The 6556-nt window shown below is 43.2% G+C and carries 6 protein-coding genes; 1 reads left to right on the top strand and 5 read right to left on the bottom strand.

Features of this window, described 5'->3' with window-relative positions; translation table 11 throughout:
• Window positions 1-91: 91 nt before the first annotated feature.
• From BN2425_RS07600 to BN2425_RS07615, 4 genes are all read right to left on the bottom strand, one after another.
• On the bottom strand, window positions 92-1057 hold the full coding sequence (locus BN2425_RS07600; protein WP_042457120.1) for an ABC transporter ATP-binding protein: 966 nt from the start codon (window positions 1055-1057) through the stop codon (window positions 92-94).
• Window positions 1032-2042 carry an ABC transporter ATP-binding protein gene (locus BN2425_RS07605; RefSeq protein ID WP_042457123.1) on the bottom strand — a complete coding sequence of 337 codons (1011 nt, stop codon included), beginning with the start codon at window positions 2040-2042 and terminating at the stop codon, window positions 1032-1034. Before BN2425_RS07605 ends, BN2425_RS07600 begins: the two co-directional genes overlap by 26 nt.
• A 530-nt stretch (window positions 2043-2572) precedes the next feature.
• Entirely contained in the window at window positions 2573-3352 is a 780-nt protein-coding gene (locus tag BN2425_RS07610) for a class I SAM-dependent methyltransferase (protein ID WP_235714583.1), read from the bottom strand.
• 105 nt (window positions 3353-3457) lie between these two features.
• Entirely contained in the window at window positions 3458-4774 is a 1317-nt protein-coding gene (locus BN2425_RS07615) for a hypothetical protein (protein WP_216628804.1), read from the bottom strand.
• Window positions 4775-4932: 158 nt separating this feature from the next.
• On the opposite strand from BN2425_RS07615, the gene BN2425_RS07620 reads away from it, so the two are divergent.
• Window positions 4933-5868, top strand: a complete 936-nt coding sequence (locus tag BN2425_RS07620) for an AEC family transporter (RefSeq protein ID WP_042457126.1) — start codon at window positions 4933-4935, stop codon at window positions 5866-5868.
• Window positions 5869-5919: 51 nt separating this feature from the next.
• Here BN2425_RS07620 and BN2425_RS07625 read toward each other — a convergent pair whose 3' ends face one another.
• Window positions 5920-6363: a hypothetical protein gene (locus tag BN2425_RS07625; protein WP_042457128.1), complete on the bottom strand. Its 444-nt coding sequence runs from the start codon at window positions 6361-6363 to the stop codon at window positions 5920-5922.
• Between the last annotated feature and the right edge of the window lie 193 nt (window positions 6364-6556).

Genomic DNA, 6556 nt, shown 5'->3' on the forward strand with positions numbered 1-6556 from the left:
GGACAAATCGGCATTGACTTGTTACTGCTCAATCATGGTATTGGCTCCTCGGCAAGTTCCACCTCCTGGCCGTTTGGTTAGTCAAAACACTTTATATGAAATGACAGGCGGCAGCATGGCCCTGTTCATCCGTTATTAACTCGGGCCGAACCTTACGGCAAATGTCGGCTGCCAGTGGACATCTGGTATGAAAAGCACAGCCTTCCGGAGGATGAGCCGGATTCGGGACATCGCCAGATAGTATGATCCGGTTGGATTTATTCTTCGGATCAGGGACGGGAACGGCAGACAGTAAGGCCCTTGTATAAGGATGTTTGGGGCTTACGTAAAGCATGTTGCTATCAGCTACTTCCACCAACCGTCCAAGATACATGACACCTACTCGGTCACTTATGTGGCGGACTACCCCCAAATCATGCGAGATGAAAACATAAGTCAATTTAAATTCGCTTTGGAGCTCTTTCAGCAGATTTAATACTTGTGATTGAATCGACACGTCTAGGGCAGATACTGGTTCATCAGCAACGATTAGTTTAGGGCGCACCGCCAAAGCGCGAGCGATACCGATTCTCTGTCTTTGACCGCCGCTGAATTGATGGGGGTAACGTGATGCAGCATAGGCATCGAGGCCGACTGTTTCCAATAATTCTTCCACCATTCGGGATCTTTCCTTTGAAGTCCCCAACCCATGGACAATTAGAGGTTGTTCAATAATCTGTTGGACTGTATACCGCGGATTTAACGAGCCGAATGGGTCTTGAAAAATCATTTGGATATCGCGGCGCTTTTTCCGCATTTGTTTTTTGGATAAGTCAGTAAGTAAGGTTTCATCAAATTCAATCGTCCCGGCACTTGGTTCGGTCAGCCGAAGAAGCATTCGACCCGTTGTTGATTTTCCGCACCCCGACTCGCCGACCAGTCCAAACGTTTCGCCTTTTTTAAGGATAAAAGATACCCCATCCACGGCCTTTACTTCACCAACTTTTCGGCCAAAAATCCCGCCTGAAATCGGGAAATATTTTTTTAAATCATCAACTTTTAATAATGTTTCGGTCATGCTTCTCCTCCTTCAGAGTTCCATGAAGAAAACAGCGGACAGCATGGCCATCCAAACTAACAACCATTTTAGGGGTTTCCTCTTTGCAAACATCAAACGCATGCTCACATCTTTGTGCAAAATGACACCCCTTTTTAATAGTCCCGGGTTTCGGCACATACCCTGGGATGGAATAGAGTCGGTCTTTTTTAAATCTTATGTCGGGAATGGATTGAATCAAACCAATGGTATAGGGATGTTTCGGCTGCTGAAAAATAACATCAACAGACCCTTCTTCGACAATTTTTCCGGCATACATGACGGCAACCCGGTCGCAAAGTTCCGCCACGACCCCCAAATCATGGGTAATCATGATAATCGATGTATTCAATTCCTGATTTAAATTTTTCATAAGATCGAGGATTTGGGCCTGAATCGTCACATCAAGGGCTGTGGTAGGTTCATCGGCAATCAATACCTTGGGACCGCAGGCTACAGCCATCGCAATCATGACACGCTGGCACATCCCACCTGACAATTGGTGCGGATATTCATGAATGAGTTCATCTGCCCTTGGCAAGCCAACCAGGTTTAGCATTTCAATTGCCTTCTTGGCTGCTTCCTCCCGCGATATTTTGTTATGGGTGCGGATCGCTTCCATTAGTTGACTGCCAATGGTAAACACTGGATTGAGTGAAGACATCGGTTCTTGATAAATCATCGCGATTTCTTTCCCACGGATTTGCCTCATTCTTTTGGCGGTGGCCTTCGTTAATTCCTCGCCATGGAACCGGATACTTCCGCCAACCACCTTTCCATTTTCTGTTGGAACCAGGCCCATGATTGACAGAGATGTGACACTTTTCCCGCAGCCTGATTCCCCAACGATCCCCAAGATTTCCCCCTCTGATAAATGGAAGTTCACCCCATCTACCGCAGGGATTTCGCCTTCAGGCGAAAAAAACGATGTCCGCAAATCCTTAACTTCAAGCACCTTTCGAGTCATTGTTCGCCTCCTTGCTACGAAAAATGGATGTCGTTGTTTAATATTTCATTGCCACATTTGTCATCCGTGTATGGTTTTAAGGGTTTAAATTTCTTTTTTTCTCAAGTTTGAGGAGTGTGGGTTTAAAGTAATACCCAGTTTCTAAAGTGACATAAGCCCATTCGCCGTCAGTATGCTATTAAATCTTTTGCTTTACAACTTCAGAATCTGCACTACTGTTAAACTGTATTTCTGATAAAAGCGACCCAATTACTTGGTTCGTTCATACCGGACAAATCAATGGTGAGTTTCGACTGTACTCGGAAAGGTGAGAATCACCGCTAATGAACATAGTCCATAGGCCTGTTCGTTACACCCCCTTCCGTTTGAAAGAATTCAATTGTTTGTCCATATCCATATATATTCCTGAAAAAATGAAGCTATTCCGAATTATTGCTCTTGTTCTAGCCAGAAAGGCCTATATGCTTATATTTGCAACAAAAAAACCATCCTGCGCGATAGGCTGCAGGATGGGGCTCAAGATTTTGGGACTATTGGTTTTTCTCGGCTATGCAAAATAATTCAGCAAAATCAGTGACAATCGTTTTTTCTGGGGCAGCGGCCACCTCGTAACACATGCGCTCTATCCCTTGCTGGTAGTCCTGGTCGGACAATAGTGTTAACACAGAAATGTCGCGATTTTCCGCGAAGCTTAAATAATCAGCAACACGAATTTGTTCCATTCGATAGTTGACGGTTAATTTGACCGTTAAGCCTCTCAAACTCAATTCCTGATACAGAACCTCTTTGGTCCAGTACCTTTTTTGGTCTTCATAATAGGCTGCGGGAAAGTACTGGTACACCCACCATTTTGGCATATCGTGAATAGCGATATTATGTAATTTATAGATGCCGCCCTTTTTTAGCACTCGTTCGATTTCGTTTAAGACCTGTTCTTTATGGTCATAGTGATGGAATGCATAATTATTAGAAATAAAGTGAAAAGATTCCGAATCATAAGGCATATTCTCAGCAAATCCCTGAATCAATGATGCAGTCTTTACCCGTTCCTTCGCCTTTTCAAGCATCTTCTCCGATGCATCAAGCCCATGCCAAGTCACAGGAAAGTCCGTAAAGCCCCCCATCTGCTTCTCCAAATAAAGCCCTGTCCCGCAAGACAAATCCAATACCGCGTACTCCGACTGAGATTGATGCACCATATACTCCCTTAAATCCGCATCCACCTTTACCTCCTCAACTCGATACTGATTCCGATCATACCTATCCGCAATCCTCGAATAATTAGTAGATTTCATCTGGACTCCTTTCATCGGGCCTGCCCCCCGCCGCTTTAACGCTGCAGTACAGCGGGGGACAGGCCCCCACTGCGTTAATGCTTTGCTGTGCTGGGGGACTGTCCCTCCTTATTTTATTCACTACTTTATACCGTGCCATTTTTTTAGGTGCTGGGCGTGGGTGTGTAGATAGGAGTTTGGTTCAAAAAGGTTGTCGTAATAGTCAAGGTCAAGGTGGTGTGATTGCAGGTACATTAGGGAATAGACGGACGGGATGGTGGCTGGGAATTTTCCAAATGTGTCGTACATGTACTGGGCTTGGATGGTGATAATTTCTTTGAATTCTTCATCATGCATTTGCGCACTGCTGCGAACCTTAGCTGGATTCTTCCAAATGCCAGGCGTTTCTGGATGGAATGGGCCGCTTTTTCCAAATTTCCGCTCCACTAATGCTTCAACGGCGTCTCGCATTGTCGGGTAATGCGGTGGCGTGAACGAAGTAAATACCCCATCAAGACCAGTTGGATTGGGGATGGCCCATCGGTCATCGGTATCATAACGGAACCCAAGACCAGGAACATCCGGGTCACCGCTGGCCCCCAACACCGTCAGGCGGTCAATTCCATCAAACATCCATCCCCCAAGACCAATCGCCTGCTGCAGGAGCATTCCTGAATAGGTGGCGGTCGCCAGTTCTGCAGACAATTCAGCTAGTGAATACTGATCCAAAAAGCTGAGTGGTACGGGATTATCAACATCTATGACATTTCGATATTTCTCTAATCCTGGTATTTTCCGGTTATGAATATCGTCATAAATGGCTAGTCCATTTTGCACATAAAAGCATAAATTTAATAGCGTATGCTGCGCCAAATCCCCAACAGGAAACACTAAAAACGTACCTGGTTTATTGGCAACCCAGGAATTATGGCCCTCCATGTACGGTTCATAATTCGGTATATGAAGGCGCTTGTCTGATAACTTCTGGATTCTCTTTTGGTGTGCCAGCAGCATGTCTTTAGTAGAAAGTTGTCCTGATTCCGACTGCTCCACTTCTGGAGCAAAATCGCGGGTGCGAAAAATATAAGTGCCAGTATCGTCGGTAAAAAACACCTCCGACGTATGAAATCCAGCAGCCGACGGGTGTGTCCTTCCTGATGCGGACCCAGAATAATTAGACAAATGCGGTTTGTACCGATCGTGCCTTGTTACCGAGTGATGCCAGCCTGTCACACCGCTTACACCTAACAAAATCAGCATTTTTTCAAAATTGTTCAGTGGGTGCGCATCATGCTTCGATTTGTAGGCCAGTGGACCATCAGGAATCTCGGCACCTAGAAAAAACCGACGAGAGCGCCGCCCGAAAATTGCATCAAGAAGTGGGAAGGTTCCCAGTTCCTTTAGCAGGTCTTCATTTATTTCTTCATCAGTCAATTCAAATCCATTTTTTTCAGTCATTTTAGTATCCCCCTTATATAATCACATTTCCCTATTACCATAGAATTGGTAAATTATATGTACAAGCAGGTCCAAATATCCTTCGGAAATATGTGAAGTTTATAAACACACTTAAGGGTTGGTCAACAATAAAATAAGATAAGGAGGGACGGTTGGCCATGAGCTCAGTTTGGGGATTTTCTCAAGAAATGATCACTTTGTATGGGATATCATTATTAGGCTTTATTTTAAGAAAAACAGGGACTCTTAACGAGCACACCAACGATGTGTTGACGCAACTCATCCTATACGGAACCTTGCCTGCTCTTATTTTACTTTCTTTAGATATTTCCTTTTCTTTCACATTGGTAAAAGAATTAACCCTGCTTATAACTATGTCGATCTTTATCTTAACGATTTCATGCTTCATTGCGGCCTGGATGAGAAAACACTCGAAACTTCCAGATCAACAGAAAAGTGTTTATGAAGGATTGATTATTTTTGGAAATCAAGGCTTCATCGGGTATGCCGTCAGTTATCTGCTTTTTGGTGATAAAGGCATCGTTATCGCCACGATGTTTAATTTATGCTATTTTGTTCTCATTTGGACCTATGGCATCTATTTATTTACTAAAAACAAAGATCGCATTAATTGGAGAAATATCTTCTTTAATCCCGGCATTGTGGCCACCTTGATTGGCTTAATTTTTATGTTTTCACCGCTTAGCTGGCCAGAAGTCGTGGCGAATGGGCTAGAAAGTGTAGGAAAGATGACTATTCCACTTTCGATGATTTTAATTGGCAGCTTAGTGGCTAACGCCCATCCCAAAGAATTTTTCACTTCACTCAAAAATCAATATCTATGGAAATCTGCTTTCGCAAAACTTCTATTCATTCCATTATTCCTACTGCCATTTGCCTTTTTTTCTGTGCCATTTCCCTTATTAGCCACCGCAGTGATTGTCTCCGGGATGCCCTCCGCCTCCACCGTATCTTTATATGCGCAAAGATATGGTGCAGATGCCCTTTTCGGTTCTTTTGGGGTCCTGTTAACCACCTTGTTATGTCTCGTTTCTATTCCGATATTGTATTGGATTTGTACCATTATTTATTGAATGCCAAAATAAAACGAGGCACCCCTTTTAAAAAGGAATGCCTCGTTTTGACTAATTGAATAGGCTGAAATTAATATCAGCTTCAAGTGCTTTTTTCATCTCTTTAACATCTTTCTTGGTAGCTTTGCCGCCTTCAGCTTTTTCTTGAATTTTTTCTAATACTTGTTCTCTTTGTTCAAATTTGTCATTTGCAAAATCCTTCACTTTTTTTCCGATGACAGGAGTGTCAGCGTTTTTAATTTCATCGACGGCATCCAATAAACTGCTAATTTCCGTGGCTAGTCTTTTTTGGTCCTTTGCTTTAATCGTTTGCTGATCTTCTAGTTCATCGGCCAGTGCCATCAATCCATCATATTCATATTCCAGGGCATCCGCCTTTTCCTCTAATTGATTAGATTTGGAGTTAACAGAAGACCTAGTAGTATCCAGTTCTACGGAACATCCTGTCGCAAATAACGTTACCAACACCATTGAAGCTACAATCATTTTTTTCATTTTTATCCCATCCTTTTTAATATTTAGTGCTTTGCACCATTTCCTTATCTGAAACCTATTCTAACCATCAAAGTTTTCTTTTTTATTAATCAATTCTTACGTAATTCTTAAGAAAGGCAAGAACTTTATCTAATAGAATTGTCATCCCAAATAGGCTGGATGAAGCGTAGTTCACAATCGAGTAGGAGGGGGT

Source organism: Neobacillus dielmonensis, assembly GCF_000612665.1.
Lineage (GTDB): Bacteria > Bacillota > Bacilli > Bacillales > Cytobacillaceae > Neobacillus > Neobacillus dielmonensis.